This is a genomic window from Gordonia sp. (in: high G+C Gram-positive bacteria) (genome assembly GCF_049299075.1).
Taxonomy (GTDB): Bacteria; Actinomycetota; Actinomycetes; order Mycobacteriales; family Mycobacteriaceae; genus Gordonia.
The window spans coordinates 1-3,403 of the sequence record NZ_JBAQWU010000246.1 but is presented as its reverse complement, the minus strand read 5'-3'; the positions used below and the strand labels follow the sequence as shown (position 1 = coordinate 3,403).

Below are 3,403 nucleotides of genomic sequence, written 5' to 3'. Positions count from 1 at the left end.
GGCTCAGGGTGAACCCGACTCCGTCGGCTCAGGGTGAACCCGACTCCGTCGGCTCAGGGGGCGACGAAGGGCTCAGGGAACAACGATATGGATAGGGAGCGACAAAGTGATTCGTAGTGTGCTGGTGGCCAACCGCGGGGAGATCGCCGTCCGCGTGATCAGGACCCTGCGCGATCTCGGGATTCGATCGATCGCGGTGTACTCCGATGCCGATGCGCATGCCCCGCATGTGCGGGCCGCCGATGTTGCGGTACGGCTGGGCCCGGCCCCGGCCGCACAGAGCTATCTGGACATTGCCGCGGTGATCGGCGCCGCCCGGCAAACCGGTGCCGACGCCGTGCACCCCGGTTATGGGTTTCTGTCGGAGAACACCGAATTCGCGGCGGCCCTGGCCGAGGCCGGGATTGTCTTTATCGGGCCGCCAGCCTCGGCCATCGCCACGATGGGCGACAAGATCACCGCGCGCGCTGCGGTCACCGAACGCGGTGTTCCCGTGGTGCCCGGGCTGTCCCGGCCCGGTCTCACCGATGACGATCTGATCGCCGCGGCCCCGGACATCGGCTTCCCGGTGCTGATTAAGCCGAGCGCCGGCGGCGGCGGCAAGGGTATGCACCGCGTCGACGATCCGGCCGAGCTGCCCGGAGCGCTGGTCACCGCGCGCCGCGAAGCCGCAACGGCATTCGGCGACGATGCGCTCTTCCTGGAGCACTTCGTGCTGACTCCCCGGCATATCGAGGTGCAGATCCTGGCCGACAATCACGGCACGGTGATCCACCTCGGGGAGCGGGAATGCTCGCTCCAGCGCCGCCACCAGAAGGTGATCGAGGAGGCGCCGTCGGCCCTGCTCACGCCGGAGACCCGCGCCCGCATCGGGGCGGCGGCCTGCGATGCAGCGCGCAGCGTCGGCTACACCGGTGCGGGCACCGTGGAGTTCATCGTCTCGGCGGCGGCACCGGACGACTTCTTCTTCATGGAGATGAACACCCGCCTGCAAGTGGAGCACCCGGTCACCGAGTTGGTCACCGGCATCGACTTGGTTGAGCAGCAGGTGCGAGTCGCCCGCGGCGAGCGATTGGAATTCACCCAGGACGACATCGTGCTGCGCGGGCATGCCATCGAGGCGCGTGTGTACGCCGAAGATCCGGCGCAGGGCTTTCTGCCGACCGGCGGCACGGTGCGGACCCTACTCTGGCCCGAACAGGCCGTCGGGGTACGCATCGATTCCGGGATCGACGCTGGATCGGTGATCGGCAGTGACTACGATCCGATGCTCGCCAAGGTGATCGCGCACGGCACAGACCGCGCCGAAGCGCTCGACCGGCTCGACGAAGCGTTGGCGGACACCGCACTGGTCGGGGTGGGCACCAACATTGATTTCTGCCGGCACGTGCTGGCCCAGCCTCGGGTGCGGGCGGCGCAGCTCGACACCGAACTGCTCGACCTCCTGGTCGCCGACTACGCCCCCGCCGAGCCGACGCCGCCCGCGCTGATCGCCGGGGCACTGGGCACCCTGGACCTGGGCAGTGCCGACGAGCTGTGGGCTGCCGCAGTCGCTTTCCGGATCGGCGCGCCGTCGCCGATCGTGACGCGACTGGTCTGTGCGGGCCGCCGCTACACCGTGTCGGCGCGCGTCACCGCATCGGACACCCGCACCCTGCAGGCCGAGGTCACCATCACCGAGGATGCCGTTGAGCTATGGACCGGCGCGGTGTACCTGAAGCCGCGTGGCGGCCACGCCGTCACCGTGCGGTGCGACGGAGTGGGGACGCGCTGGGTCGTCGAACAGACCCCGCCCGCGCGTACCGGTGGGGCGCAACGCTGGGTGCACGGCGACGGAAACACCTGGGTGATGACCACGGCGCACACCCTGGCCTCGTCCGACGCGGAACAATCCGCCGGTGACGTGCGCAGCCCGATGCCGGGCACCGTCGTCGCGGTACCCGCACGTGATGGCACCGCGGTGGCTGCGGGTGCGCCGCTCGTCGTCGTCGAAGCCATGAAGATGGAGCACACGTTGCGGGCCCCGCTCGCCGGTATCACCAAGGTCATGGTGCGGGCCGGACAGAAGGTGGATGCTCAGCAGGTGCTGGCCATCGTCGAAGCAGAGAACGCCGAAGCAGCGGCAGAGAAGGAAGATCGTTGATGGAACTGACCCAGGAGTACACCGACCTGATCGGCAGCGTGCGCGACTTCGCGCAGCAGGTGGTCGCACCGGTGTCGTATCAGCACGATCGGGATAAGACTTTTCCGTACGAGGTGGTCGCCCAGATGGGGGACATGGGGTTGTTCGGCCTTCCGTTCTCCGAAGAGTACGGCGGCATGGGCGGCGACTACTTCGCCCTGGCCCTGGCGCTGGAAGAGCTCGCCAAGGTGGACCAGTCGGTGGCGATGACCCTCGAGGCCGGTGTCGGTTTGGGGGCTATGCCGATCTACCGATTCGGCGACGACGCGCAGAAAGAGCAGTGGCTGCCCGACCTGGTCGCCGGTAAGCGCCTCGCCGGATTCGGGCTGACCGAGCCGGGCGCCGGCAGCGATGCCGGGGCGACGGCCACGACCGCGGTGCAAGACGGGCCGGAGTGGGTGATCAACGGCGGCAAGCAGTTCATCACCAACTCGGGCACGTCCATCACCTCGCTGGTCACCGTCACCGCGGTCACCGGTACCCGCGAGGACGGGAAGAAAGAGATCTCGACGATCATCGTGCCGGCCGGAACGCCCGGATTCGTCGCCGAACCGGCCTACGACAAAGTCGGCTGGCATGCCAGCGACACCCATCCGCTGAGCTTCACTGACGCCCGCGTGCCGCGGGAGAATCTTCTCGGGCAACGCGGCCGCGGCTATGCGAACTTCCTGTCCATCCTTGACGAAGGCCGCATCGCGATCTCCGGGGTGGCCACCGGCGTTGCCCAGGGCTGCGTTGACGAGTGCGTCAAGTATGCCGCCGAACGCAAGTCCTTTGGCAAGCCGATCGCCGAGTATCAGTCGATCTCGTTCGCGATCGCCCGGATGGAAGCTCGCGCGCACGTCGCGCGCACCGCCTACTACGACGCGGCCGCCAAGATGTTGGCTGGCCAGCCTTTCAAGAAGGAGGCGGCGATCGCGAAAATGGTGTCCAGCGAGGCCGCAATGGACAACGCGCGGATGGCCACGCAGATCCACGGCGGCTACGGCTTCATGAACGAGTACCCGGTGTCGCGACACTACCGCGATTCGAAGATCCTGGAGATCGGTGAGGGCACCACCGAAGTGCAGCTGATGCTGATCGCCCGCGCGCTGGGACTGCCGTCGTGACGCAGCGCATCGTTCAGCGCGGCCTGTGGTTTGAAGAGTTCGCCGAGGGCGCGGTGTACGAGCACCGGCCGGGCCGCACACTGACCGAGGCCGACAACGTCCTGTTCACCAC

At 67.9% G+C, this 3,403-nt stretch carries 2 protein-coding genes and 1 pseudogene; all 3 read left to right on the top strand.

The window, feature by feature from the left end:
* Positions 1-106: 106 nt before the first annotated feature.
* A complete protein-coding gene (locus WAW85_RS07745; RefSeq protein WP_422559045.1) occupies positions 107-2,143 on the top strand; it encodes an acetyl/propionyl/methylcrotonyl-CoA carboxylase subunit alpha in 2,037 nt (678 codons plus the stop codon).
* Positions 2,143-3,291 (top strand): acyl-CoA dehydrogenase family protein, encoded by a 1,149-nt coding sequence (locus WAW85_RS07740; protein WP_422559044.1) that lies wholly within the window; start codon positions 2,143-2,145, stop codon positions 3,289-3,291. Before WAW85_RS07745 ends, WAW85_RS07740 begins: the two co-directional genes overlap by 1 nt.
* Positions 3,288-3,403, top strand: a pseudogene (locus tag WAW85_RS07735) (MaoC family dehydratase); the annotation flags it as partial. The gene WAW85_RS07740 and the pseudogene WAW85_RS07735, both read left to right, overlap by 4 nt.

What these genes read in the sequence shown, in the direction of transcription:
- WAW85_RS07740 (WP_422559044.1), top strand. Translation starts at nt 2,143, where the DNA reads ATGGAACTGACCCAGGAGTACACCGACCTGATCGGCAGCGTGCGCGAC.